The 24,788-nt window shown below is 56.5% G+C and carries 21 protein-coding genes; 15 read left to right on the forward strand and 6 right to left on the reverse strand.

Features of this window, described 5'->3' with window-relative positions; all coding sequences use genetic code 11:
* The first annotated feature begins 4 nt into the window (after nt 1–4).
* From EKM04_RS22060 to EKM04_RS22095, 8 genes are all read left to right on the forward strand, one after another.
* Nucleotides 5–865, forward strand: coding sequence for a carbohydrate ABC transporter permease (locus EKM04_RS22060; protein ID WP_412762946.1), 861 nt, complete (start codon nt 5–7; stop codon nt 863–865).
* Between the two features lie 18 nt (nt 866–883).
* Entirely contained in the window at nt 884–1,804 is a 921-nt protein-coding gene (gene rbsK / locus EKM04_RS22065) for a ribokinase (RefSeq protein ID WP_183893568.1), read from the forward strand.
* A gap of 216 nt (nt 1,805–2,020) precedes the next feature.
* Entirely contained in the window at nt 2,021–2,992 is a 972-nt protein-coding gene (locus EKM04_RS22070) for a sugar phosphate isomerase/epimerase family protein (RefSeq protein ID WP_174155381.1), read from the forward strand.
* 90 nt (nt 2,993–3,082) lie between these two features.
* Nucleotides 3,083–4,147, forward strand: coding sequence for a sugar ABC transporter substrate-binding protein (locus EKM04_RS22075; protein WP_183893570.1), 1,065 nt, complete (start codon nt 3,083–3,085; stop codon nt 4,145–4,147).
* 58 nt (nt 4,148–4,205) lie between these two features.
* Entirely contained in the window at nt 4,206–5,732 is a 1,527-nt protein-coding gene (locus EKM04_RS22080; RefSeq protein ID WP_183893572.1) for a sugar ABC transporter ATP-binding protein, read from the forward strand.
* 16 nt (nt 5,733–5,748) lie between these two features.
* Nucleotides 5,749–6,726 (forward strand): ABC transporter permease, encoded by a 978-nt coding sequence (locus EKM04_RS22085; RefSeq protein ID WP_183893574.1) that lies wholly within the window; start codon nt 5,749–5,751, stop codon nt 6,724–6,726.
* Complete coding sequence (locus EKM04_RS22090; RefSeq protein WP_174154761.1) at nt 6,723–7,598, forward strand: MurR/RpiR family transcriptional regulator; 876 nt, start codon at nt 6,723–6,725, stop codon at nt 7,596–7,598. Before EKM04_RS22085 ends, EKM04_RS22090 begins: the two co-directional genes overlap by 4 nt.
* A complete protein-coding gene (locus EKM04_RS22095; protein WP_183893576.1) occupies nt 7,595–8,482 on the forward strand; it encodes a ribokinase in 888 nt (295 codons plus the stop codon). The genes EKM04_RS22090 and EKM04_RS22095 overlap by 4 nt, the downstream gene beginning before the upstream one ends.
* A 34-nt stretch (nt 8,483–8,516) precedes the next feature.
* On the opposite strand, the gene gnd is transcribed toward EKM04_RS22095, so the two are convergent.
* Complete coding sequence (gnd, locus tag EKM04_RS22100) at nt 8,517–9,551, reverse strand: phosphogluconate dehydrogenase (NAD(+)-dependent, decarboxylating) (RefSeq protein WP_183893578.1); 1,035 nt, start codon at nt 9,549–9,551, stop codon at nt 8,517–8,519.
* Nucleotides 9,552–9,810: 259 nt separating this feature from the next.
* Here gnd and tkt point away from each other — a divergent pair, with 259 nt between their 5' ends.
* From tkt to uxuA, 6 genes are all read left to right on the forward strand, one after another.
* On the forward strand, nt 9,811–11,856 hold the full coding sequence (gene tkt / locus EKM04_RS22105) for a transketolase (RefSeq protein WP_183893580.1): 2,046 nt from the start codon (nt 9,811–9,813) through the stop codon (nt 11,854–11,856).
* Between the two features lie 215 nt (nt 11,857–12,071).
* Entirely contained in the window at nt 12,072–13,091 is a 1,020-nt protein-coding gene (locus EKM04_RS22110) for a DUF808 domain-containing protein (protein WP_183893582.1), read from the forward strand.
* Between the two features lie 136 nt (nt 13,092–13,227).
* Nucleotides 13,228–13,560 carry a hypothetical protein gene (locus EKM04_RS22115; protein WP_183893584.1) on the forward strand — a complete coding sequence of 111 codons (333 nt, stop codon included), beginning with the start codon at nt 13,228–13,230 and terminating at the stop codon, nt 13,558–13,560.
* A 12-nt stretch (nt 13,561–13,572) separates the two neighbouring features.
* Complete coding sequence (locus EKM04_RS22120; protein WP_183893586.1) at nt 13,573–14,589, forward strand: aldo/keto reductase; 1,017 nt, start codon at nt 13,573–13,575, stop codon at nt 14,587–14,589.
* Nucleotides 14,586–15,431, forward strand: coding sequence for an amidohydrolase family protein (locus EKM04_RS22125; RefSeq protein ID WP_183893588.1), 846 nt, complete (start codon nt 14,586–14,588; stop codon nt 15,429–15,431). The genes EKM04_RS22120 and EKM04_RS22125 overlap by 4 nt, the downstream gene beginning before the upstream one ends.
* Nucleotides 15,432–15,618: 187 nt before the next feature.
* Nucleotides 15,619–16,815 (forward strand): mannonate dehydratase, encoded by a 1,197-nt coding sequence (gene uxuA, locus EKM04_RS22130; protein WP_183893590.1) that lies wholly within the window; start codon nt 15,619–15,621, stop codon nt 16,813–16,815.
* Nucleotides 16,816–16,936: 121 nt separating this feature from the next.
* Here the strand turns inward: uxuA and EKM04_RS22135 are convergent, their stop codons facing one another.
* From EKM04_RS22135 to EKM04_RS22145, 3 genes are read right to left on the reverse strand one after another with little or no spacing between them, the layout of a single operon-like run.
* A complete protein-coding gene (locus tag EKM04_RS22135; RefSeq protein WP_183893592.1) occupies nt 16,937–18,103 on the reverse strand; it encodes a DMT family transporter in 1,167 nt (388 codons plus the stop codon).
* A 13-nt stretch (nt 18,104–18,116) separates the two neighbouring features.
* A complete protein-coding gene (locus EKM04_RS22140; RefSeq protein ID WP_174154741.1) occupies nt 18,117–19,361 on the reverse strand; it encodes a type III PLP-dependent enzyme in 1,245 nt (414 codons plus the stop codon).
* A gap of 33 nt (nt 19,362–19,394) precedes the next feature.
* The gene (locus tag EKM04_RS22145) at nt 19,395–21,935 is read right to left on the reverse strand and encodes a bifunctional diguanylate cyclase/phosphodiesterase (protein WP_234900385.1); all 2,541 of its coding nucleotides are present in this window, start codon (nt 21,933–21,935) and stop codon (nt 19,395–19,397) included.
* Nucleotides 21,936–22,346: 411 nt separating this feature from the next.
* Here EKM04_RS22145 and EKM04_RS22150 point away from each other — a divergent pair, with 411 nt between their 5' ends.
* On the forward strand, nt 22,347–22,736 hold the full coding sequence (locus EKM04_RS22150) for a RidA family protein (protein ID WP_183893594.1): 390 nt from the start codon (nt 22,347–22,349) through the stop codon (nt 22,734–22,736).
* 53 nt (nt 22,737–22,789) lie between these two features.
* Here the strand turns inward: EKM04_RS22150 and EKM04_RS22155 are convergent, their stop codons facing one another.
* Both EKM04_RS22155 and EKM04_RS22160 read right to left on the reverse strand, forming a co-directional pair.
* Nucleotides 22,790–23,380: an NAD(P)H-dependent oxidoreductase gene (locus tag EKM04_RS22155; RefSeq protein WP_183893596.1), complete on the reverse strand. Its 591-nt coding sequence runs from the start codon at nt 23,378–23,380 to the stop codon at nt 22,790–22,792.
* Entirely contained in the window at nt 23,380–24,786 is a 1,407-nt protein-coding gene (locus tag EKM04_RS22160) for an FAD-binding oxidoreductase (RefSeq protein WP_183893598.1), read from the reverse strand. Before EKM04_RS22160 ends, EKM04_RS22155 begins: the two co-directional genes overlap by 1 nt.
* Nucleotides 24,787–24,788: the final 2 nt, after the last annotated feature.

A 24,788-nucleotide genomic window follows, 5' to 3' on the forward strand; every position in this document is an offset into this window, starting at 1 on the left:
ATTTATGACGAGCAGCCTGCTGATTTACGCGGCTCTGGTCTTCTGGGCGTTTATTTCGCTGTTTCCGATCTACTGGACGATCACCACCTCGTTCAAGACGGCTGTCAACGTCACGCAGGGACATCTCATTCCCTTCGTTGACTTCACGCCGGACTGGAAAGGCTGGCGTTCTCTCGGCCTTTCGCCGGATACGATTTTTGCGCAGTCTACTGTTCGAGACGAATTCATCCGGCGCTTTTTCAACAGTATCGTCGCTTCTGCGGGCGCATCTTTCCTTGCTGTCGTCATCGGCTCTCTGGCAGCCTATGGCCTCAGCCGCTTCTCCTATAAATTTCTCTGGATGAAGAACAAGGATATCTCCTTCTTCTTCCTGTCGCAGCTCATCCTGCCACCCGTTGTTTTGGCAATGCCGTTTCTGGTCCTCTACAAGCATCTGATGCTGCTTGATACGCTGGTTGGCCTTATTCTCGTCTACACTCTGATGGTGCTGCCCATCGTCATCTGGATCATGCGGGATCAGTTCGACACGATCCCGGTCGAGCTGGAACAGGCCGCATTGGTGGACGGCTGCTCGATATGGGGTGCCTTCATGCGCATCGTTTTGCCCATCGCTCTGCCGGGGATGGTTGCGGCTTTCATTCTATCGGTCATTCTGTGCTGGAACGAGTATTTCTTCGCAGCGCTGCTGACGAGTTCCAACGCAAAGACGCTTCCGGTGATGGTGGCAAGCCAGACCGGCTCACAAGGCATCAACTGGTGGTCCATGGCGGCGATCGCGACAGCTGCCATCATGCCGCTTGTTCTCGTCGGAATTTTCCTGGAGCGTTACATCGTCAAGGGCCTGACAGCCGGGGCGGTTAAATAGGGCGTTGAGGAGAACAACATGAAGTCGGGCATATCTATTCTGGGCATTTTCGTTGCCGACACAGCTTATCTTGCACCACGATTGCCCGCTATTGGCGAAACTATCAGCGGCAGTGGTTTTTCCGTTGGTCCGGGGGGCAAAGGCTCCAATCAGGCCGTAGCGGCTGCACGTGCCGGTGCCGACGTCTCTTTCATCTCCAAAATAGGGCGCGATACGTTCGGTGACCTTGCGCTGAAGACTTACGAGCAGGCCGGTGTCACGGCCAAGCTGACGATCATGGACGATCAGCCCACGGGCGCAGCCTTCATCTATGTCAACGACACGAACGGCGACAACGCCATCATCGTTTATGCGGGTGCAGCGGGCACGATCGATATCGATGATGTCGAATCGGCACGGGATACCATCGAGACATCTGAGGTTTTCGTGACGCAGTTGGAGCAGCCTGCACGGGCGGCGCACCGGGCGCTGGAAATCGCCCGTAATGCAGCGGTGACGACGATTTTCAATCCCGCTCCGGCGGATGCCTTCCCGGATGAAATCTATTCGCTTTGCGACTTTATCGTTCCGAACGAAACCGAAGCCGCCGCACTCGTGGGTCATCCGCTTGACACGCTGGAGGACGCAAGGCGTGCAGGTGACGTGCTGCTGTCGCGTGGCGTCGGCATAGCGCTCATTACGTTGGGCGCGCGCGGCGTGTTGTTTCATGCACAAGACCAGTCCGTCCATGTTCCCGCCGTCAACTGCGGTCCAGCCATTGATACGACCGGTGCCGGGGACGCCTTTGTGGGTGGTTTTGCTGCGGCACTTTCGCGCGGATCCAGTCCACTGGATGCTGCACGGTTTGGATGTGCAGCGGCTGGTATTGCCGTCACACGGCGCGGAACAGCCCCTGCCATGCCGTCGCTCGATGAAATCGAGGCCGTTCTAGCCAGCTGATACAACGTTTCCGACTGTACATGTCTCTGACTTATGAAATCCGCGATGACACGCCCTGCGTGCCCATTTGCGCGTCCGTATGAGCCAGACTGACGGTGGAAAAGCGTGTTGAAAGTTCGATTTGATGCAATGCACAACATATATAGCTTTACAAAATAAAATTAATTTGTGAAGTTGTCGCAACAACGATTGAAGTGAGCCATTGCCTTGACCCCATTGAAATTTGCCACACGTTTGAATTCTTTCGCCTCGAAGCCGCAGGCCGAATGGCCTGACCTTTCCGGCAAGCCGACGATGCTGCAGATGGCGACGCGCGCTGCAAAGGTGGACGGATTGACCGATCTCGATCTCAATTATCCAGACCACGTCGCAGATGATCCAGCCCTTTTGGCCCGACAGATTGGTGATCTGGGCCTTGCGATCAATGGTTTTGCAATGCGCTATTACACAAATCCGGCCTTCAAGATCGGCGCTTTTACCAATCCGGATGCGGCAGTGCGACGTGAGGCGATCGACCTGACGAAGAAGGGTATCGATGCAGCCCGTGCGGCGGGCAGCAACCTCATGACCCTATGGCTCGGTCAGGACGGCTTCGATTATGCGTTCCAGGCAGACTACCATACGCTATGGCAACACGAGATCGACGGAATTCGTGAAGTTTGTGCCCATGATCCGGATTGCCTCGTCAGCATTGAGTACAAGCCCAACGAGCCGCGCTCCTACAGCCTGATGCCCGATTGCGCCACGACGCTTCTCGCCATCAAGGACGTTGACATGCCCAATCTCGGCGTAACGCTGGATTTCGCGCATGTTCTCTATGCCGACGAACAACCTGCATTTGCCGCAGCGCTAATCGCCCGTTACAGCCGCGTGCTCGGTGTTCATCTCAATGATGGTTATGCCAAGCGCGACGACGGCCTGATGGTAGGCGCCGTCCACACGCAGCAGACGATCGAGCTTCTGCGGCAGATCCGCAAGGATGGCTACGATGGCGCGATCTACTTCGATACGTTCCCGGATATGACAGGTCTAGACCCCGTTCACGAGTGCGAAGTGAACATCCAGACCGTCAAGCGCATGCTGAAAGTCGTTGATCGTATCGATCAGGACAATCGCCTGTCCGGTGCCGTAGAGCGGCAGGACGCCGTCTCGGCCCAGGCGGTCATTCAGGAGCTTATGCTCGGCTGAAGCAAAACCGCTGACTTTTTCTAAATCTGAACCTTTCACCAAAGGCAGGCCGAAGGTTTGCCGAAAACAACACCATCCGGGAGGAAACCGATGAAGACCTTTTTGAAGACGACCGTTGCTGCGGGGCTTGCCGCCAGCTTTCTGTTCAGCGCCGCTTTCGCGCAGGAACTTGCACCGCTCAATTCCGACACGGAAAAAGACCGCATGGACTGGTCGCAGCTCGAAGCCAAGCTTGGCCCGTTCCCAAAAATGCCAGAGGGTACGAAGGCCGGAGCGGTGTCCAAGACGCTGACCAACGAATATTGGCGCTCCCTGGGTCTGGGCTATGAGGCGTTCGGAAAGAAGGTCAATGTACCAGTTGCTTACCAAGCGGCCCAGAGCGAAGGTGACCAACTCGGCCAGCTTACCATTGCCGAGGGCATGATCACGCAGGGCTATAACGTCCTGCTGGTATCGCCACAGACGGATGCCAACTTGCAGCCGGTCATCGAACAGGCCAAGGCAGCCAATATTCCTGTCGTCAACGTCAACGATGCCGTCATCCCGCAGGCCGAACATTATGTCGGTAACGTGCAGCGCGACAACGGCGTACGCGTTGCCAAGTGGTTCATTCAGAACCGTCCGCAGGGCGGCAAGGTCGCTATTGTTGAAGGGCAGGCCGGTGTTTACGCGGCCGTCCAGCGCACCGATGGTTTCAAGTCGACCATCAGCGAAGGTGGCAAGTTTCAGGTCGTCGCCAGCGTTCCTGGCAACTGGGATCGTCAGACATCCTATGACGCAGCGACCAACATCCTCAACCAGCACCCCGACCTGATCGGCTTCTACGCCAACAATGACGGCATGGCGCTTGGTATTGTCGAAGCCGTCAAGGCTGCGGGTCTTGCCGGCAAGGTCGCAGTCTTCGGTACGGATGGCATCTCTGATGCCTATGCCTCGATCAAGGCTGGCGAATTGACCGGCACAGTCGATAGCTTCCCGGTTCTGACAGGTGAAGTCGCGCTGGAAACAGCACTGCGCCTCGTCGCTGGTCAAAAATTGCCGCGCGTGGTGGCCACCCCGCAGGCGTTGATCACTGCCGATAATCTCAGCCGCTATCAGGGCACGGGCGTCGATGTGCGCGCCGTTCTGATGGAAGACGCCAAGACTGCAAAGTAAAGAACGCGAAGGGGGAGGCCGGTTCTGCCGGCATCCCCATCAAGCAGGAGATTGAGCGATGACGCCGAGACTGAGATTCGAGACGATTTCCAAGAGCTTTCCCGGCGTAAACGCATTGACGGATGTTTCGTTTGAGGTCGTCCCCGGCGAGATCCACGGACTTCTCGGTGAAAACGGCGCTGGCAAATCCACGCTTTTGCGCATTTTGTCCGGCGTGTTTCGCCCTACATCCGGCACTGTCTTTGTGGACGGAGAGGCTGTCGCCTTCAAGAAACCGATGGATGCCCGGGCCGCCGGTATCGCGATGATCCACCAGGAACTTCAGCAGGTCCCGCATTTGAGCGTCGCCCAGAACATGTTTCTCGGTCATTCGCTGACGCATATGGGCGGCCTATTCGTGTCCCGCCGCGAGCAGGAAGAGCGCGCTGCAGAAGCGCTGTCGATGATCGACAAAACCATTGATCCTTCGGCGCCGATATCATCTCTCAAGGTCGCTCAGCGCCAGATCGTCGAAATCGGCCGAGCGCTTCTCGACAAAGCGAAGGTCATCGCCATGGATGAGCCGACGTCGAGCCTGACGCCCAGCGAGTTCGACCGACTGGCAGAGGTCATCGCCAGCCTATCCAAAACCGGCGTATCGATCATCTATGTATCGCACAAGATGGATGAGGTCTTTCGCATCTGCCAACGCTCCAGCATCATGCGCGATGGCAAGCTGGTTGATATCGTGGATCTCGCCACGGTTTCGGAAAAGGACGTGATCGCCAAGATGGTCGGTCGCGAATTGATGCAGGAACACCATAATTCCTTCGTGACCGATACCGTCAAGCTCGAAGCCAGAAATCTGTCGTCAGCGACCAGAATTCGCGATGTGTCCTTCAGCCTGCACAAGGGTGAAGTCCTTGGTATCGCCGGGTTGGTCGGCTCCGGGCGCACGGAACTCCTGCGCTTGCTGGCTGGTGTCGATCGCCTGAGCGCCGGTTCGATTGTCATTGACGGGAAAGAACAGAGCTTCTCCAATCCACGCGATGCAATCGCCTCTGGCATCGGTCTGGTGCCGGAAGAGCGTAAAAGGGAGGGTATCATTCCCCTGCGCCCCGTTGCCACCAATATGGCACTGGCCTCGCTTGGCACGTTTTCATCCGGCGGGATGATCAGCAATTCGAAACTGCGCGCGACCGCACAGGACTTTTTGAAGCGCGTTAACCTGCGGCCCTTCCAGCTGGATCGTCCGATCCGGTTGTTCAGCGGCGGTAACCAGCAAAAGGCCATCATTGCGCGCTGGCTGGCGGCCAAATCACAAATCCTGCTGTTCGATGAGCCGACCCGCGGCATCGATGTGGGGGCCAAGTCAGAAATCTATCATCTGATCGAAGACCTCGCCCGGGAAGGTCATTCCATCATCGTCGTATCCTCCGAGCTGCCCGAGGTTATCCGCCTTTCGGATCGCGTGCTGGTCATGCGGGAAGGGCGGATTGCGGCAGATATTCCACGTGATCAACTGAGCGAAAGCGCGATTGTCGCGCATGCCATTCCAGGGGCGAATGCCGATGCGGACGACGCGCGCATTGCGCGACCCGTATGAACGGACAGGACCATCCATGACCAGCACTTCCAATGTCACGCCCAACTCCGGCCCCGCCTTCCGTCGCTTCTCGTTTTCGCTTCGCGATGCAGGGACGTTGATCGGCCTCGTCGTCATCATGGCGGTGTTTGCAGCCCTCGTTCCGGGGTTCATTTCCGAGCGAAATCTTGTCAACATTCTCCAGCAGTCCAGCATCAATGCGTGCCTGGCACTCGGTATGACGCTGGTCATCATCTCCGGGGGCATCGATCTGTCGGTTGGCCCCACAGCTGCAATCTCTGCTGTTGTTACCGCCAGCCTGCTTGTGGCGGGTACACCGATCCCGCTTGCCATTCTGGCAGGTCTCGGCGTTGGCGTTCTCTGCGGTTTGATCAATGGCGTGCTGGTTGCCTATGTGGGCCTGCAACCTTTCATCGTGACGCTGGGAACACTCAGCACTTATCGCGCCATCGCGTTGATCTACACCGGTGGCAATCCCGTTCTCGGGATTCCAGCGGGGTTCCGGTCTCTCTTTAACGGCAATCTCTTCGGCATCCCGACGCCGGTGCTGATCGTTGCCGTTGTTGCCATTGCCGCATGGATATTGCTCAAGAAAACGCCGATTGGCGAGTATTTGATGGCGGTTGGCGGCAATGAAGAGGCTGCCTATGTCGCAGGCGTTCCGATCGCCCGCACCAAGATTACGGCCTATGTCATTTCCGGTGGTCTGGCTGCACTTGCCTCTCTCATTCTCATTGGTCGTCTGGGGGCTGCCGAACCTATTCTTGGAAACCTGTGGGAATTGGATGCCATCGCGGCCGCGGCTATTGGTGGTGCGTCCCTGATGGGCGGGAAAGGCAGCATTCTCGGTACGATACTGGGCGCCATCATCTTGGGTGCAATGCGCAACGGTTTGACGTTGATGAATGTTCAGGCCTTCTATCAACTGCTCGCCACTGGCCTTATAATCCTCGTCGCCATGATGATTGATCGTGCGACAAGGGGAAGAGAATGAATTCGGAAAGCTTCGACACGAAGACAGTCGGCCCGCGCATTCGCATGATGATGCCCTTGCTGACAGCGCTCGAAGCAAAGGTCGTGGATACCGTTTTCGCGATGCGTGATTTCAGCGATGAAACGTCGCTGAAGCAGATCGCTGACGACGCCGGCGTGTCGGAAGCCATGGTGGTGAAGATCACCAAGAAGCTCGGCTTTTCCGGGTACCGCGATTTTCGCACAGCGGTGAGCCAGTACAATCGCCAACCGACGGCAGAAATGCACCAGGAACTGTCCGTTGAGGACACGTCCCAGGAGATCGTTCAGAAGGTTTTTCGCACCTCGATCAATGCCTTGGAGGAAACACTGTCCATTCTGGATATGGTGGCCTTCGACAAGGCTGCCGACCTCATCCACAGCGCTAGGCAACGGGATTTTTATGGCGTCGGCGGTTCTGCACAAATCGCTCGGGACGTGTCGCACAAGTTCCTGCGTATCGGTGTTCGCGCATCCGTGTTCGATGATGTTCATATGATGCTGATGTCGGCAGCGCTGTTGACCAACGGCGATATCGCCATCGGCTTTTCCCATTCCGGCAATACCACCGCGATCATCGAAGCGCTTCAGCTGGCCAAGCGCAACGGCGCGCAAACGATTGCGATCACGAACTACAACTCTTCCGCGCTAGCGCAGGCCGCCGATGTGGTTCTCTGTTCCACCGCACAGGGATCGCCCCTGATGGGTGAGAATGCCGCCGCGCGCATCGCACAATTGAATATTCTCGACGCCGTCTTCATGGCGGTTGCACAGCGCGACTACCAGTCGGCTGAAACAAATCTTGACCGGACCATGTCTGCCGTCAAATCCAAACGGAAAGATAGACTTTCATGACATCATCGCCGCTCGTCACCGTCCTGGGCAGTCTGCATTATGATATTGCTGTTATGGGTCCATCGCGCCCACGAAAAGGTGAGACCGTGACGGGCACATCTTGGCATCCCAAGTTCGGCGGCAAGGGTGGCAATCAGGCGGTATCTTGCGCCCGCACCGGCATGTCCACGTCGATGATAGGCGCGGTCGCGGAGGACGATTTTGGCCGTTTTCTCCTTGCCAATCTGGCGCGTAAAGGTGTCGATCACACTTTTGTCCGTGGTGATGCTTCCCGGTCCACGGGGATGAGCGTTGCCATTTTCGATGACGAAGGAGACTACGGCGCGGTCATCGTCTCAGGCAGCAATCTGACACTCGGTGAGGTCGATGTCGCCGCAGCTCATGAGGTCCTTTCAAAGACGACGCTTCTGGTTCTGCAAAATGAAATCCCGGATGCCGCCAACGTTGCGGGAGCAAAAGCCGTAAGACAGGCCGGTGGCCGCATTCTGATCAATGCCGCCCCTGCACGTGTTCTTTCAACGGCGCTCCAGCCACTGATCGACATCCTTGTGGTCAACGCCATCGAGGCTGAAATGCTGGCAGATACGCCGGTCGTGGAAACATTGGATGGCGCTTTGACGGCTGCCAAAATCCTCGCCCAAACCTATCCGGAGGTGGTAGTAACCGCTGGCGGAGCAGGCGTCGCCTATGCAAGTCGAGATGGCGGTGAAATCGTGATTGCCGCCATAAAGGTTGAGGTTCAAAGTACGCACGGTGCGGGGGATGAATTTATCGGCGTACTCGCCGCCGAGCTTGCCGCCGGCCACGCGATGATCGATGCACTGGGCCAGGCAAACCGGGCGGCTGCAAAGTTGGTCAGTACGTCCGAGCAGGACCGGAGCTAAGCTGCCGATCCTTGCTCTTCTGTTTGGGGGGAGGTCAGGCCGGTTTCATTCCAGCATCGGATTTTGGTTTTTCGTGATGGCCGCCAAAGGCAAACCGCATGGCAGACAGCAACTTGTCTGCGTAGAGGGACTCGCCCTGGGAACTGAACCGCTGGAACACGGCTGAAGACAAAACGGGGGTCGGCACACCGGTGTCGATTGCCGCTTTCAATGTCCAGCGCCCCTCGCCGGAATCGGAGACACGACCACCGTACGACGCGAGTTCTGGGTCCTGCTTCAGCGCATCCGCCGTCAAATCCAGAAGCCAGGAACTGATAACGCTGCCGTGTCTCCAAACTTCGGAGACAGCGGCCATATCGATGTCGAACTGGTAATATTGCGGTGTTGGCAGCGGGCTGGTTTCAGCATCGACATCCCGTGTCTTTTTGCCCGCATTGGCAGCTTTTAGAATGTTCATTCCTTCTGCATAGGCAGCCATCATGCCGTATTCGATACCGTTGTGGACCATTTTGACAAAGTGACCTGCACCGGTGGGGCCGCAGTGAAGATAGCCAAACTGCGCTGTCTTCAGCGCTTCGCTGGGGGCCTCGATATCAAGTGGATTGCCGCCAGGCGCCAATGTCGCGAAGACAGGGTCGAGATGGCGCACCGCCTTCTCAGGCCCGCCGATCATCAGGCAATAACCGCGCTCCAAGCCCCAGACGCCGCCGCTGGTGCCGACATCGACGTAATCGATGCCTTTGGCGCGCAGTTGTTCTGCTTTGTCGACGTCATCGTGGTAGTATGAATTGCCTCCGTCGATGATGATGTCGCCCGGCGCCATCAGCGCCGCGAGTTTGTCCACATTCTGCCCGGTGATTGCTGCAGGGAGCATGAGCCATGCGCAGGCGGGTTTCGTCAGTTTGGAAGCAAAATCCTCCATCGACGTCGCGCCTGTGGCGCCCTCTGCGACCAGTGCGGCAACGTTTGCGGGATTGATATCGAAGACAACGCATTCATGGCCGCCCTTCAATAGGCGCCGAACCATGTTCGCGCCCATTCTGCCCAGTCCCATCATTCCAATTTGCATCTCATTTTCCTCGAAGTCGTTATATTCGGTTGTTGAATTGTGCTGGCGTCGCCAAGCGTTTGCCGCGACTTGTTCAACCAACGTCATCGGCAATTGCGACTTATCGATGGTATTTTCCGTGACTGGAGTGCGCAGGGCCATCCTCGCGATTTGAGGTCGGGAATGCAGAGAAAGACGGCTGAGTGCTGGAACATCTGATGCTCCAACTGGCTTATCAGAGGTGGCGCCGCGAACGCGTGCATGCCCAAGGAGTTTTCCCATGCAGGATCAATCAACCGTATCAACTCAGAAATCTGTCCCGCCACCGCGTGACCCGCATCTGCGCGAACTTGCAAATTGCATCCGGTTTTTGTCAATGGACGCCGTGCAGAACGCAAAAAGCGGCCATCCCGGCATGCCAATGGGCATGGCGGATATTGCAACGGTTCTTTTTTCCGAATTCATGACCTTCGACCCTCAGGAGCCACATTGGTTCGACCGTGACCGCTTCCTCATTTCGAACGGTCATGGCTCCATGCTGTTGTACAGCCTGTTGTACCTGACGGGTTATGAGGACATGACCCTCGATGAGATCAAGCGCTTTCGCCAGATAGACAGCCGAACTGCAGGCCATCCGGAGTACCATCACGCGACAGGCATCGAGACCACCACCGGACCGCTGGGGCAGGGGCTGGCGAACTCGGTGGGCTTTTCCTTCGCCGAGAGGGTTATGAACGCGCAATTTGGGGATGATCTCGTCGACCACTTCACTTATGTGTTCCTGGGCGACGGATGCCTTATGGAGGGCATCAGCCAGGAAGCGATCTCCTTCGCGGGGCACCGCAAGCTGGGGCGGCTTATCGCTTTTTTTGACAATAATTCGATCTCGATCGATGGCGCGACCAACCTGGCTGAATCGGATGACCAAACCGCTCGTTTTCACGCGTCCAACTGGCACGTCATAGAAATTGATGGGCACGATACGGATGCGATCCGCGCTGCGATCATCGAAGCCAGGAATGTAACCGATAAACCGTCGCTCATCTCCTGCCGCACAATTATCGGTTTTGGATTTCCAACAAAGGCCGGCACTCAAAAAGCGCATAGCGACGCGCCGGGCGAGGAAGAGATCGCCGGTGCGCGTGAACTGTTGAACTGGTCGTCACCGCCATTTGAAATCCCTCAGAACCTTCTCGACGACTGGCGCAGGATTGGTGCCAAGGGTCGTTCGGCACAGCAGGCGTGGACAAAGCGGCTCGCCCAGACGAAGAGCGAGGTGGCTGAAGACTTCAAACGCCGTATGGACGGAGAGCTTCCTGCCGGCTGGCGCACAGCGATAACAGGCGCGAAGGCAGAGCTGGCAAAAAGCGAGAAGGATCTTGCAACCCGACAGGCCAGCGGCATCGTTCTCAATCATCTGTTCGATGCTATTCCCGAAATGCTGGGCGGATCAGCTGATCTGACGCCATCCAACAATACAAAGGCGAAGAACCAGACCGAGATCGTACCAGGTGAGTTTTCCGGTTCCTACGTGCATTACGGCGTACGCGAGCACGGCATGGCGGCCATGATGAACGGTATTGCCCTGCATGGCGGCCTTATCCCCTACGGTGGAACGTTCATGACATTCTCCGACTACTGCCGTCCGGCCATTCGGTTGGCTGCCATGATGGAGATTCGAACCATCTTCGTGATGACCCATGATTCCATCGGTCTGGGAGAAGACGGTCCAACTCATCAGCCCATCGAACATCTCAGCGCCCGTCGCGCCATTCCACAGCTTGCTGTCTATCGCCCCGGCGATTCCATCGAGACGGCCGAGTGCTGGGAGGCCATATTGGACGCGCCACGACAGGCGGCTTTGATTGCTCTCTCCCGTCAGCCGATGCCCTTGCTGAGAGGCGAAGCTGGCGATGAAAATCGTTCGGCCCGGGGAGGTTACGTTCTTCTGGAAGCGGATGGCGGCGAGCGGCAAATGACGATTTTTGCCTCTGGCTCGGAATTGCAGCTCGCCGTCAACGCCCGTGATCTTCTGCAACGGGACGGCATTCCAACCGCCGTTGTCTCCATGCCATGCAGGTTGTTGTTCGAAAAGCAAGACAGCGCCTATCAGCGTTCAGTTGTCGGCGAGACACGCGCCCGCGTTGCCGTCGAAGCGGCTGTGCAGGATTCCTGGGACCGATATATCGGCATCGACGGGAAGTTTGTCGGCATGCATCGTTTTGGCGCATCAGGCAAGATTGATGATGTCTACCGGAAATTCGGCATCACCACCGAAGCCGTTGTCGCTGCTGCGCGGGCTGTGATCAAGCAACTGGAAGGCTGATATGACCGTTGCCGCGCCAACACTTCACGCGGCGCGACGACGGAATTCTTCAGATCTCTATCCCGCATTGCTTGGAGCGATCGCCGACACCTGCCTGTTCTTGCGATATAAAGTGTGGCATGGCAGGTTTTCGCAAATCTGCCGGGCCAACATTCTTCAACAACTAAGATTTTTGGCTCAAGCGGCCTGAATTTTTCTGATAAACGGAGGCGCTCATGAGTGTCGGACTGATCGCCCTTTTCGATGACATCGCAGCTCTTGCCAAAGTTGCGGCAGCGTCTCTGGACGACATCGCTGGTCAGGCTGCCAAGGCTGGCGCCAAGGCCGCAGGGGTTGTCATCGATGACGCCGCAGTGACGCCCCGCTACGTGACCGGGTTTTCACCCGCTCGCGAATTGCCGATCATCTGGAAGATCGCACTGGGTTCTCTGAAGAACAAATTGTTGATCCTGCTTCCGGTCGCTCTTGTGCTCAGTCTGATCGCACCGCAGGCGATCACTCCGCTATTGATGCTCGGCGGCCTCTACCTCTGCTATGAAGGTGCCGAAAAGGTCTATGGGCTTGTCGTTCCCCATGCGGCGGAAGCGCATGAGTCGAAATTGGAAACGGCAAGCGTCAACCCACAGGCACTCGAGGATGCGAAAGTTGCCGGTGCGATCAAGACCGACTTCATCCTGTCGGCTGAAATCATGGCGATAACGCTCGGCGCGCTTGATCCGGGCAGCGTCATTTCGCAAGCTTTTATTCTTGCAGCTGTGGGTCTGGGCATCACCGCTCTCGTGTATGGTGGCGTGGCTGTGATCGTAAAGGCGGACGACTTCGGCCTCATGTTGGCACAGGTGAAATCGAACTCTACCATCGGATCGATTGCGAGAGGCTTCGGACGCGGCATCGTGGTCGCGATGCCGTATTTTCTCAAAATCCTGGGCGTGGTTGGTACCGCCGCCATGATCTGGGTGGGTGGGGGTATAGTCGTGCACGGGTTGGAAACATTCGGCATAGAGGCTCCTGCGCATCTGATTGAGGCGGCAGGACATGCCGTCTCTCAAGCCGTTCCTTCAGTTGCCTCCATCGCGTCCTGGTTTGTCGAGGCTGCCGGTGCGGGCGTCGTGGGCATTATCGTCGGCTTCATCGCCATCCCGGCAGCGACCTATATCGTGTCGCCGACATGGGGCCTTTTAAAGTCGCTTCTCCCAAGGCGCGTCAGGAAAGAAACTTCTGCGGAAAAAAACTGAGAACCCAATCGGCGCTCGATCGTCTCGGCAAACGTCTCCACCAAGACATCAATTGGCTTGACCAATTTATCCGCAAGTCTAAAATTCCATTGTCTGCGCAGCGGGGAGGCGATTGCGCAGGCAATGGAGGAAGAGCATGGCGGCCGGTCAAGTCAATTGTCGAGCGGCTGCTGTCGTCAGCTCTCATGACGTTATTTTTCAGCATAACGATATCGCGACGGAATTTCCCGGCGTTTCCGCTTTAGACGATGCAACGTTCAACCTGAGACAGGATAAAACGCGTGCGGTCTTGAGCAAAAACCGAGCTGGCAGATTGTTGCTGATCAAGGACGGCGGCAGGGGCGGGATTTTGACAGCGATCACCGTTCACATCCTCCTCAAGGTTATCGACAAAACCGAAGCGAAATCCGTTCTCACTAGGTGGATCAACCCACGACGCCCATCTCGATCTGGGCGTCGTCTGGCGTAAAAAAGGCAGGATATGAAGGTATCGGACCGGCGCAGACTTCCAAGGGTGGAGCTTGATATCCCCGTGTTCGGCCTTGGCTGCGCGCAGATGGGAAACCTCTATCGGGTCACACCCTATGATGAAGCCAAGGCGACCTTCGATGCCGCCTGGAATGCAGATGTCCGCTATTTCGACACAGCGCCCTATTACGGATTTACCCGGTCAGAACTCCGTCTTGGCACCATGCTTGGCGAGCATGCGAGAGAAGACTATGTCGTCAGTACCAAGGTCGGGCGGGTGATGACGCCGGATGCATCCGTTGGAGACCATGAGAACGATTTTGTCGATCCTCTACCATTCAGACCCGTGTTCGACTACACCTATGACGGCATCATGCGGTCATTCGAAGCGAGCCAGTCACGACTGGGAATTCTGGCGCCGGATATTCTCTACGTGCACGACATCGGTGCCGCACAGCATGGCGACGAACACGACCACTACTGGAACCAGATCACAACGGGTGGCGGGTTTCGGGCGCTTGAAAACCTTCGTCGTGAGGGATCTACCAAAGCCGTGGGGCTGGGTGTCAACGACGCTGAGATCATCAATCAGACCATGGACGTCTTCGATCTGGATATCGCGATGCTTGCCGGTCGTTACACCGCGTTAGAGCAGGGGAGCCTCGCGGTTCTCGACCGTTGCGTTGAACGCGGTGTGGGTGTCGTCATAGCGGGAGTTTTCAATTCCGGTCTTCTGGCAGGAAACCGCAAGTTTAACTACGCGGACGCGCCTGCGCATCTTCTGGAGCGGGTGGATGTGCTTGACGGAATGTGCCGGGACGCCGGTGTATCGCTGCCAGCCGTCGCTCTGCAGTTTGCGGCAGCACACCCTGCGGTCGTCAGTGTTGTGTCGGGAGCGCGCAATGCCGACCAGATCAAGAGTAATATCGCCTGGTTTGAGGAGAGCATTCCGGTTTCCATCTGGAAGGACTTGCAAGGTCGCGGGATTTTCGTCGATGGCACGCCACTCCCCACAGGTGACAGGCCATGATCATCGACGCTCATCAGCACTATTGGTTGATGAGGTCAAGGGAAGGGGCTTGGCCTCCTGCCGAGCTTACTGCGATTCATCGTGATTTCGAGCCGAAGGATTTGCAGCCCTGCCTCGAAGCGGACGGCGTTGACGGAACCGTTGTCGTGCAGTCGCTTGGTCGGGCCGAGGATACGGACTTTCTCCTTGAGCTTGCGCAATCGGTACCATCCATCCTTGGTGTCGTCGGGTGGGTCGACCTTATCGATCCCGTGACCGTTCAGCGTCTTGATCACTATGCGACACATCCGAAGTTTAAAGGCATTCGTCCGATGCTTCAGGACATCGATGACACCAACTGGATTCTTGACCCGAAGGCTACTCCGGCAATAGATGCATTGGTGAGACATGATTTGTCATTCGACGCACTGGTGACACCTCGACATTTTGGTCCTCTTCTGAAGTTTGCGCAGCGCCACCGAGATTTGCGTATCGTCATCGATCACGGCGCGAAACCTTTCATAGCGCAAGGCCATCTCGTTGCGTGGCGACGGGCGATGTCGGAATTGGCGATGTTGCCGAATGTCCATTGCAAACTCTCCGGCCTGTTGACCGAGGCGGATGGCAATCGTCGGCTCGCTGCTGTCAGGCCCTATGCTGAAACCATATTCGAGCTTTTCGGGACCCGAAAAACGATCTGGGGGAGCGATTGGCCAGTTCTCACTCTCGTGTCCGATTACCGATCCTGGTTTGAAGAATGCCGAGATATCGTCCCTGATGCCGATAAGGCAGCAGTCTTCGGAAAGAACGCCCAATCCTTTTATCGGCTGTCCGGCATCCAGCCATCTGTCTTTGTGCCTTAGGCCATGTTCAGCCAGACATCCCCGGCCCTCATACGGTTGACGCGCATTACGACTGGTTTTTCTTTCGATCAGGCTGAAAAGGCGCTGCCATATAGGAACCAGCACCCGGGTGCGCTGAAAATCATTGTTCAGCGGGAGGGCAGTCCGTCGCGTTCCATGCAAAGTTTACAGAGGAGGATTTCGAGACATGAAATATACATGGCGCTGGTTCGGTCCGGTGGACAAGGTAACGGTACGCGACGCCGCGCAGGCCGGGGCTGAAGGGATCGTCAGTGCGCTTCATCACATCGAGACCGGTGCCGTCTGGCCTGTGGATGACATCATCATGCGCCACGAAGCCATCAAGGCTGGTGGTCTTTATTGGGATGTGGTGGAAAGCGTGCCGGTTTCAGAAGACATCAAAACACAGACCGGCAACTGGAAAGCTCACATCGCGAATTGGCAAGAGACCCTGCGCCGTCTGTCTGCCAGCGGTATCCGCACCGTCTGCTACAATTTCATGCCGATTCTGGATTGGACGCGGACCGATTTGCGCTGGGAAACACGTCATGGCGCGAAGGCCATGCGGTTCGACCTGACAGACTTCGCAGCGTTTGACATTCACATCCTGAAACGTCCCGACGCCAAGCACGATTATCCTGCGTGGTTGGTGGAAGAGGCGGCGAAGCGCTTTTCCGCAATGCCGGATAGAAGGACTGTCGCGCTCGCACAAAACATCAGCGCAGGGTTGCCCGGTTCGGCGGATGGCTACACGCTGGACCAGCTTCTGGAAAAACTGCGGACCTATCAGGGTGTTGATCGGTCGCGGCTGCAATCCAACCTGGTCGATTTTCTGTCTGAGGTCGTGCCGGTCGCAGAGGCGGTTGGCATCAACATCTGTGCCCATGGCGATGATCCGCCTTGGCCGCTCCTCGGTCTGCCCCGCATTCTTTCTACGCAGGCCGATTATACGTATATGCTTGACCAGGTGAAGAGTCGTTTCAATGGCGTCACGCTGTGCACCGGCTCACTTGGCGCGCGCGCCGATAATGATCTGCCGCTCATCGCAAAAACCTTCGCAGATCGTATCCATTTCGTGCATCTGCGCAATGTGACACGCGAGACCGACGCCACGCCCTGCTCCTTTTTCGAGGACGAGCATCTCGAAGGAGCAACCGATATGGTAGCGGTCATGGCGGCGCTGCTGGAGGAGGAAAAGCGCAGACGCGCGGAAGGTCGTGAAGACCATCGTATTGCCATGCGGCCTGACCACGGACAGGAAATTCTGGATGATGAGACCCGGGGCGCGCAACCCGGCTACCCTGCCATTGGCCGCCTGAAAGGTTTGGCCGAACTGCGTGGCATCGAGCGCACGCTTCGTCATCCGCAATTCGGCCGAGTATAGACCATGACCAGACTATACTCTGTGCTCGTCCACCCTATGTGTCATATTTGGAGAGTGGAGAGATGAACGACTGCCTCTGGCTCCAAGATGGCCTCTGTGAGGTTGCATGCCGCCATTTCCGTCATGCAACCAGTGTGCAGGAAGGGCTTGGCTGTGCATTGTCGTCATGTTCTGATTCCAGTTCATCCCATATCTGGACGAGACAGCCGAGTGCGAAAAGCAGTTCCTTCATCTCACGATCATGGGAACGTGGATTGTCGTAGTCCCGACCGATCAATACCAGTCTCGTCACGACACGGTTCGTCACGTCAAGAAGGTCGGTTCGAGACGCGATGGTGCTTACAGAGGTCAGCCAGGTTTCGGGCAGGGCTGAGGAAGCAATCGCGGGGAACGTCGTCTGCGATTTTTTCCACAGACCCGCGCTGGCAATCACCGCACCCGTTACGACAAGAAGACCTGACCAGAACAGGGACAAGCTCAGCGCCGCGCCCGTAAACACGGCCACGAGGACAGCGCCGATAAAGGGTTCGACGTAGGAGAATGCACCCAGCGCCTGAATATCGCCCCGCTTGAGGCCGAAATCCCAAAAGTAGATGGCAAGACCCATCGGAAAAATACCGAGAGCTGCGACCGCAAACCACTCGATTGGCTGCGGCGGGACCCACGTTTCAAGCAGGAAGTGCGCTGCAAATGTGATCACAGCTGAAGCAGCGTAAAATACACCAAGCGTCGATGACGGCACATCCGGCAAGGTGCGCGCAATCACGGAATAAAGGCCCCACAGGCCTGCTGCGACGCCGATCAACGCGAGATAGAAAAACGATGAACCTGTTGAAGCCCCTTCGCCGCCGGTTTCGACCAGCATCGTGACACCGACAAAACCCAGGAGGGCTCCGACAACATGCCACCATCGCAGCCGCTCGCCCGGGAGGAAGGCAGAGCCCAGCACGATCATCAAAGGGGTGGTGGACTGCAGCAGAGCGGCAGCGGCGGGTGGCGCCTGCTGCGTGGCATAATAGATGCAGCTATGATAGCCCACCAGAGAAACGACGGTGAATACCCACACACGTATGGGCTGCCGAAACGCCTCGAGAGGATGGCTTCCGGTCAGCAACCACACGGCAGGCGACATTGCCGCCGAAAACATGAACGCCAGCGCGACCGTTTGAAGAGGCGGGATCGATGTCGTCAAAGTGACGAGCATCGTTTCCGTCGCCCAGAGAATAACCCCGACGGCGCCGATCAAAGAAGCTGTCAAACGACCGACGCGCTTTGGGGTGGTGATCATAAGATGTTTGAGCCTACTCGCCCAGCACGACGATTTTGTCGGCATGGAACCCGTTGAAGTGGGTCCGCATCGACAGGCTATAGGCACCCATCATACCGATTTCGATCCAGTCACCTTCCTGAACGTCATTCGGCAATGTCAGTGGAGCGCCAAGCACGTCGTTGGAATCGCAAGTCGGGCCGTAAACCTTGAAACTGGCCATGGGAGCAGCGGGCCGGGCGTGATGACGGATCAGCCGAATGGGGCGTGTTTCCTTGGGATGGGTCAGTTCCTGCAAAGTCCCGAAGACACCATCATTGATGTAGATCGCCCGGTCGCGGCGAACCACGACCTGAACGATGGTCGTTCCGGCTTCAGCAACAAGAGAGCGTCCCGGCTCGCACAGCACGATGCAGCCATGCGGAAGATCGATACCGCGACGGGCATGCACGATTTGTGCGAAGTAATGTTCCAGACCCTGCACCCGGTCTCCCGGATAGGCCGCCGGAAAACCACCACCCACGTTGAGCACGCTCAGTGGCACGCCTGCGGCACGGGACACTTTCGACGCAAGGGTAATGGCTGCCGAGAACGCTTCCGGAGCGAGACATTGCGAGCCGACATGAAAGGAAATGCCTGCCTTTGCCCCGCGCTTCTGGATGATCTTGAGCATCCGCGCCGCATCATCGGGCTGTGCACCGAATTTTGTTGAAAGGACATAGCGCGCATCGGCTGGCTTGGTGGCTAGGCGAACGGCAACCATGAGATCGCTGTCGAAATCCGCTTCCTGGAAGATCTTCTCAATTTCTTCTTCGCAGTCTGCTGTGTAGAAACGGATGCCGTGATTGAAAGAGGCGGTACGGATCGCCGGGCGTGATTTGGCCGGGTTGTTGAAGAACTGACCGGCCGAGCTGCCGAACAGGCGATCAATAAGGCGCACTTCCTCAAGTGATGCCACGTCGAAATCCGTTATACCGGCCTGAAAGAGGGTCTCCAGAACAAAAGGATGAGGATTGCATTTGACGGCATAAAGCGGGCGACCCGGAAAAACACTGAAGCGCTTGGCGGCCTGTCTGATTTTTGAGGGTTGCAGGCAAAAGACCGGCTCCGTCGGACGAAGGTCCGAAATAATCGCATCCACGCTCTCGAAAACTTCCAGAGGTGGACCTGAACGACGCTTGCTCTCGGCCGGAGACAGAGCGGTTTCGATGGTCTGTGGCAATGTGTCGGTAGGATTGGCCTGATCGAGATCGAGGAGGCGTAAGCTCTGCGCGTTCATAGTCTGTCCCTGTTATAGTGTTGTTTGTTATGTTTAAGCGGCAACGCTCACGTCGGGGTCTTGCGCATTCTCGCGCTCGTTCCAGTCGAGCATGAAACTCGTCAGTTCGGTTGCCGTAATAGGCCTGCTGAAGAAGTAACCCTGCAATTGATCGCAGCCCTCTTGGGTCAAGAAAGTCGCCTGTTCGGCGGTTTCCACGCCCTCCGCCGTCGTAACCATATTGAGACTTTGACCCAGGCTGATAACCGATTTCACGATCGCCCCGGACTTGTCCTTGTCGCTCATGTCGCCGATGAAGGATTTGTCGATCTTGATCTTGTCGAACGGGAACGAGTTCAGATATCCGAGCGATGAATAACCCGTTCCAAAGTCATCCATTGCGATCTTCACACCCAGATCTTTAAGGGCATTCAAGGTGGCGAGCGCCGAGCTGACATCGTTGATAAGGACGCTTTCGGTGATTTCAAGCTCGAGGCGCGACGGGTCGAGACCTGTGCGTCTAAGGACATCCTTTACAACCTCTACCAGTTCGCGATTTCGGAACTGAACCGGCGAAAGGTTTACCGCAACCCGTAGGTCTGGCCAGCTCAATGCCTGTTTACAAGCCGTTTCAAGAACCCATTCTCCGATAGCAACGATCAGGTTTGTCTCCTCCGCCAGAGGGATGAAGTCGATTGGAGGAACGATACCGCGAACGGGATGACGCCAGCGAATGAGCGCCTCGACGGTCACGACCTTTTTCGTGCCGATGTCGATCAGCGGCTGATAGTGCAGCTCCAGCTGGTTCTTGAGCATCGCCTGGCGCAAATCATGCTCCAGTGATTTGCGTTCCTGCAATTCCAGATCCATGTGGGCTTCGAAAATGCGATAGGTCGCGCGGCCTGCCTGTTTTGCGCGATAGAGCGCTATGTCTGCATTTTTGAGAATGCGTTCAGGGTCGTTGCCCGATTCCCTGCACATTGCGATCCCCAGGCTCACTCCGACATGAATCTCGTTTCCGTCTATTTCGAAAGGTGCTTTTACGACCTCGATCAGCCTGCGGCAAAGCTGTTCCGATTTTGCCGGTTGGCTGACGCCGGTCTGGATGATGGCAAACTCGTCGCCACCAAGCCTGGCAACGGTGTCGGTGGACCTGACGCATGCCAACAGGCGCTGTGACAGCTGTCGCAGAAGGATGTCACCTGCGCCGTGGCCCAGCGTATCGTTGACTTCCTTGAAGTGATCAAGATCCAGGCAGATGACCGAAACACGCGAGGCTTTTGCGCCGCTGCCGGAAAGAGCCGTGTTGAGGCGTTCGCGGAAGAGGACGCGGTTGGGCAGTCCGGTCAAGGCATCGTGAAGAGCGAGGTGGCTGGCGCGCGCCTGTGCTTCGACCTCTTCGGTAATATCTGTTGCGGTGCCGCGGAACCCGACGAAATTTCCCGCCACATTATGGCTGGGCCGACCAGCGAGCCTGCACACGCGGGTTGTTCCCGACGCATCCTTGTACAGGCAGCGCAGATCCCGGAAGGCATGCCGCTCGGATGTTTCCTGTAGCAGCTTCGTCCATCCGTCATTGTCGCTGTCGCTCTGGAAGAATTGGGGCAGGGTCTTGCCGAGAACGCTGGCCGCAGCGATGCCGGTGACCTCCGAAAAGCGGCTTGACAGAAACATCATCTGAAGCTGCGGGTCGCATTCCCATATCCAGTCCGACGATGCTTCGGCGACATCCTTAAAGCGGGCCTCGCTTTCCTGCAGCGTCTGAGCATAGGCCTCGACCGTCCTGGCAGACTCTTCGAGCGCCTTCGTCGATCTGCGAATGTTTCGTACAACGAGAAAAGAGAAAGCACCAAGGATGATGACGCAAATGGCCAAAGGCGGTGCCAGAACGGGCAACAGCTTATAACCCGGCTTCGCCGGCACCCATGTGATCGCACCCAGCGACTTGCCATCAGATGATGTCAGGTGGAGAGAGGCTTCGGCTGCAGCAGGCGCAACGTCGTCATGGGTCAAGCCTGAGAGGAGATAGTCCTGGCCCATTTTTTCAAGAAAGGAATGGTTCAGCTTTTTTGCGAAGACGATGGAGGTCAACGTTGCCACGTCAACAGATGCGCGGTCGACCGATGGCGGCAGAATGGAGGTGGCGGCGACAATGACCACATCTTTACCAGATCGTAGCAAGCCTGTAACGGGCTCCACCTGACTGTGGGAGCTTTTCATCAGCTCGCGCAGTCCCTCCGGAATGAGCGCAAAGGCGTCTATTTTTTCAGGAACGCCGTCTATGACGGCATAGACCGTGTCCCCTGCCGAGTTGATAGCGAATGCTGCCTCGTATCCCAGACCCTCGAAAATGTTTGCGCCGATGTTGCCGTCGGTCGCTGCCCACTGCGTGTCTATCTTGAGATACAGATTGTTATAGACATCTTCCCAGACCGCGTAGTCCTTAAGATTGCGCGCGACTTCGCGTGTCTTCACGGCAAGTGCTGTCTGGGCAAGCTTGGTCGAAGATTCGACCTCAAGACTGTTCTGTCTGTCTGCGGCAACAAAAAGAAACCCGATGACCACGACAATAGCGATGATAAGAATACCCGCCATCGGAACAACAATCCGCTGGGTAAATTTTTCACCACTAAAAGAGGGGCTCTTGCCTTGCTGATAGAACATGACTTGCCTTTCGGAGACGACTTGGCGGCAAGGTGATCGTTATTCGGCAATATTGTGTTAACTCGTCATAATTCCGTGATTTTCAGTTAAGACTTCGTAAGTGCTTGTGCGTTGAAATTAAATTAGTTTTTGATGTTGGAAGATTGGTTTTGGAGATACGCGATCCAGAGCATTGATGGTTTTTTGGACTGGAAATTGCAAATAAAAACTCATTTCAAACGTGTGCCTTTAGGTGTGAATTGCTTATTTATCAGTCATATTTTCCGTGCCATTCTGTCCGTGTCGTGCGTAAGCAAGGATGCTGGCGCAGCCTGGTTTTGATGGTCAATAAGAGAGTCCGATATGAAGCGTGTTTTCAACCCACCCTCTGTTCGTCAGCCATTCGGCGCCTATAACCACGGAATGCTGGTTGAGGCGGGCGCGAGTTTGCTTGTTACCTCCGGGCAACTTGGGGTTACGCCGGATGATGTTATCCCGCATGATGTTTCCGCACAGGCCGAATTGTGTTTCAAGGCGATTGGCGCTGTTTTGGACGAGGCGGGCATGACCTATGCGGATGTTATCCGCATTTGCGGCTTCGTGACCAAACGTGAAGACTTTCCTGCCTATATGGCGGTTCGTGATCGTTTTACGCTCGATCCCAAGCCAGTTTCGACCTTGCTTGTCGTCGGCGGATTCACCCGTGCAGAATTCCTGGTGGAAGTAGAGGTCACCGCGGCCAAGGTTTTTTAGGTTTTTCGATTTCTGTCTAAATGTCTTGGATGCCGTGTCTCACAGCGACCTCTCTAGAGGCGCAGCATCTCTGCGCGGACTTTTTCTAGAAATTTCGTACGTGTCTCAACTGTGCAGTTGTTCATATCGTAGTGGGCGAGATAGGTGACGCCCCTTGTCGGATTGATCACCGCGCGCAACACTCGCGTTGCCATTTTCCTTGGTGGGTCACCGGCAAGGAACGCGCGCCAGCGGTTGCCGCCATAGGTCGTCACGACGACAAGTTTCTTGATGCTCTTCAACTTGCGGGTCAGCTTGCCTCTGTCGCCTTCATCCATGTCGAAAGTGACGCCGGGCAACCAGACGCGGTCGAAATACCCCTTCAGGATTGCCGGCCACCCAAAATTCCACACGGGTGTCACGATGACCAGCGCATCCGCTGTCCGCAACCTCTCGACATAGGAGCGTACCGGTTCGATATTGGCCGGCACCGTGTGGTAGCCAAGGCGTTCTTCTCGTGTCAGGACAGGGTTGAAGTTTTCCGCATAGAGATCGCAGTCATCCACCTCGTGTCCAGCCCTGCGAAGCGTTTCAACGGCCTCATTATGCAGGGCCGAGCCGAAGCTCGATTCAACCGGGTGGGCGTGAAGAACCAAAATCTTCATCAGCCACCCGCTGCCGCCAGACCAGGGAAAAGATAGTTCTCACCGCTTTTGAAATCGAAGTCGGGGTTTTCCCAGGCGATCATCTTACCGGGGTTGAGCAACCCTTGCGGATCAGTCTCTTTTTTGAAGGCGAGCTGAACGGTATCCGTCTGCTTCATGCCGCCTTCCTCCAGAGTATATCGATGAGGATTGAAAATCGGGCACCCATTGTCCTGGTGGATTTTTATGATCTCCTCCAACCGTTCTTCCGTCGCAAAACGGACGAGGGGTAGACCCGAGCACTGGATGTGGCCATCGAATTTGAGGAACTCCAGATGCCCCGGGACCTCGTCACCGAAAATCTGCGTCATTTTCTGGACTTTCGCGACATGGTCGGGTCCAGGATATTGAACCTGTAGATAGGTAAAACTTGGATCGACCTTGAGCGCGCGCAGCGTCGTGTGGTTCCACGCAAGTTCGTAGGCATGTGGAATGCCCTTCATGCTTTCGACCTTGTCGGAGCGAAACAGTATCTCCCCTTTCTGACGCTCGGTGAATGCGGTGAACGCATCCATGGATTGCGGTGCGACCATGAAAACGCAGATCGATTGGTTTCTGTGACGGATGAAGGGTTTGTGGCGTGGGAAGTAGTCATACGGAATGGGTGCGGCAATCGGCGCGATTTCCTTCACCAGAATACCGTTCTTGTGGGCAACTGCGTCGCCAAAGCGAACCGCGTCCATGTAGTCATCGTAACCCACAAGAACGTCCACCCACTCATAGGCAGGTGCCAGTGGCATCTCGACCTCAACGATGATGCCGTTGGTGCCATAGGCGTGGGTCACTTTTTGCAAATCCCATGCCGTCAGGTCGAGCAGCCGTGGTTCGGCTTCCATCGTCACGACCTTCAAGCGCAAGATGTTACCCAGATCACGCAACCCGCCCCAATGAACTGAGCCGACACCGCCCGAGCCGCCCGCGATGAAGCCACCGATGGTCGCCGACTGGGCGGTCGAGGGATGGAAACGCAGTTCCTGGTTGGAATGCGCCTTCGTCTGGCGGTCGAGTTCCGCGATGACAATGCCGGGCTCGGCGATCACGCGGCCAGGATGGATTTCCTTGACCGCGCTCATGTTGATCATGTTCAAGACAATCCCGCCCGACAGCGGCATGGCTTGACCGTAGTTGCCGGTACCGGCGCCGCGTGGCGTTACCGGCACGGAATGGGCATGTGCGACCTTGAGCGTCTGGATGACCTCTTCAACCGACTTTGGCGAAACGACGAGGTCGGCGGTGACGTTATCCAACTGACGTTTCAAAACGGGTGAGTACCAATAGAAGTCGCGGCTTTTTTGGCGCACAAGGGCAGGATTGTCTTCCGTTGCAATGCCTTCAAGCTCCTTCTTGATCTGCGCATAGTCGGCCATGT

This window comes from Rhizobium skierniewicense Ch11 (assembly GCF_023757665.1).
GTDB lineage: Bacteria > Pseudomonadota > Alphaproteobacteria > Rhizobiales > Rhizobiaceae > Agrobacterium > Agrobacterium skierniewicense.

Bases quoted from the DNA above. Each gene is read 5' to 3' on its own strand.
- uxuA (WP_183893590.1), top strand. From the start codon at position 15,619: ATGAAATATACATGGCGCTGGTTCGGTCCGGTGGACAAGGTAACGGTA.
- EKM04_RS22060 (WP_412762946.1), top strand. From the start codon at position 5: ATGACGAGCAGCCTGCTGATTTACGCGGCTCTGGTCTTCTGGGCGTTT.
- EKM04_RS22095 (WP_183893576.1), top strand. From the start codon at position 7,595: ATGACATCATCGCCGCTCGTCACCGTCCTGGGCAGTCTGCATTATGAT.
- EKM04_RS22140 (WP_174154741.1), bottom strand. From the start codon at position 19,361: ATGAACGCGCAGAGCTTACGCCTCCTCGATCTCGATCAGGCCAATCCT.
- EKM04_RS22155 (WP_183893596.1), bottom strand. From the start codon at position 23,380: ATGAAGATTTTGGTTCTTCACGCCCACCCGGTTGAATCGAGCTTCGGC.
- EKM04_RS22120 (WP_183893586.1), top strand. From the start codon at position 13,573: ATGAAGGTATCGGACCGGCGCAGACTTCCAAGGGTGGAGCTTGATATC.
- EKM04_RS22085 (WP_183893574.1), top strand. From the start codon at position 5,749: ATGACCAGCACTTCCAATGTCACGCCCAACTCCGGCCCCGCCTTCCGT.
- EKM04_RS22135 (WP_183893592.1), bottom strand. From the start codon at position 18,103: ATGATCACCACCCCAAAGCGCGTCGGTCGTTTGACAGCTTCTTTGATC.
- gnd (WP_183893578.1), bottom strand. From the start codon at position 9,551: ATGCAAATTGGAATGATGGGACTGGGCAGAATGGGCGCGAACATGGTT.
- EKM04_RS22125 (WP_183893588.1), top strand. From the start codon at position 14,586: ATGATCATCGACGCTCATCAGCACTATTGGTTGATGAGGTCAAGGGAA.
- EKM04_RS22160 (WP_183893598.1), bottom strand. From the start codon at position 24,786: ATGGCCGACTATGCGCAGATCAAGAAGGAGCTTGAAGGCATTGCAACG.
- EKM04_RS22090 (WP_174154761.1), top strand. From the start codon at position 6,723: ATGAATTCGGAAAGCTTCGACACGAAGACAGTCGGCCCGCGCATTCGC.
- EKM04_RS22080 (WP_183893572.1), top strand. From the start codon at position 4,206: ATGACGCCGAGACTGAGATTCGAGACGATTTCCAAGAGCTTTCCCGGC.
- tkt (WP_183893580.1), top strand. From the start codon at position 9,811: ATGCAGGATCAATCAACCGTATCAACTCAGAAATCTGTCCCGCCACCG.
- rbsK (WP_183893568.1), top strand. From the start codon at position 884: ATGAAGTCGGGCATATCTATTCTGGGCATTTTCGTTGCCGACACAGCT.
- EKM04_RS22145 (WP_234900385.1), bottom strand. From the start codon at position 21,935: ATGGCGGGTATTCTTATCATCGCTATTGTCGTGGTCATCGGGTTTCTT.
- EKM04_RS22110 (WP_183893582.1), top strand. From the start codon at position 12,072: ATGAGTGTCGGACTGATCGCCCTTTTCGATGACATCGCAGCTCTTGCC.
- EKM04_RS22075 (WP_183893570.1), top strand. From the start codon at position 3,083: ATGAAGACCTTTTTGAAGACGACCGTTGCTGCGGGGCTTGCCGCCAGC.
- EKM04_RS22115 (WP_183893584.1), top strand. From the start codon at position 13,228: ATGGCGGCCGGTCAAGTCAATTGTCGAGCGGCTGCTGTCGTCAGCTCT.
- EKM04_RS22150 (WP_183893594.1), top strand. From the start codon at position 22,347: ATGAAGCGTGTTTTCAACCCACCCTCTGTTCGTCAGCCATTCGGCGCC.